Genomic DNA, 588 nt, shown 5'->3' on the forward strand with positions numbered 1-588 from the left:
AGAGAGCAGAGATGTGGTTCGAGAAGTGAATACTCTCCCCATTTCTGAACGGCTCATTGTTGTGACCTGTTGGCTTGAAAACGCATTGTGTAAGCAACTGTTATTTTTAACAAATATCACTTCTAAAGTTAAATCATTCTCATCAATAAATAGAGGTAGTGTGATATGAAAAAAGGGACACACTATTTCGTGTGTCCCTTTTCAATGTTTTGGTCAGATTGAAATGTCGGTTAAATGACTTGTGGCATTTCGTTTGAGTGATCGTGCGCTCTGTGTACCCACAATAGGCCAAGCATCGCGACAATTGACATTGCCATCATCAAAACACCAAGCGGCATTTGGTTATGCGCTGGGAATAACGATGCAAGCAAGGTTGCAATACCTGCGCCCAAGTTCTGCATGCCACCCAGAGTCGCACCAGCTGTCCCCGCGTGGTAAGGGAACGGAGCAATTGCGCCTGTTGTTGCCGCAGGGAACAGGATGCCCGCACCTAGGAAATAAATAGTTGCGCCACCAATTAACGTCAGTGCAGTTGTTACGCCAAACAAGCCTGGGATTAATACGACGGCTGAACCGATAAAGATCGAC

At 45.7% G+C, this 588-nt stretch carries 1 pseudogene; it reads right to left on the reverse strand.

Going from position 1 to position 588, the window contains the following annotated elements:
- Positions 1–230: 230 nt before the first annotated feature.
- Positions 231–588: pseudogene (locus R7093_RS26695) on the reverse strand (Bcr/CflA family drug resistance efflux transporter); the annotation flags it as partial.

The organism is Vibrio sp. 1580, assembly GCF_033340055.1.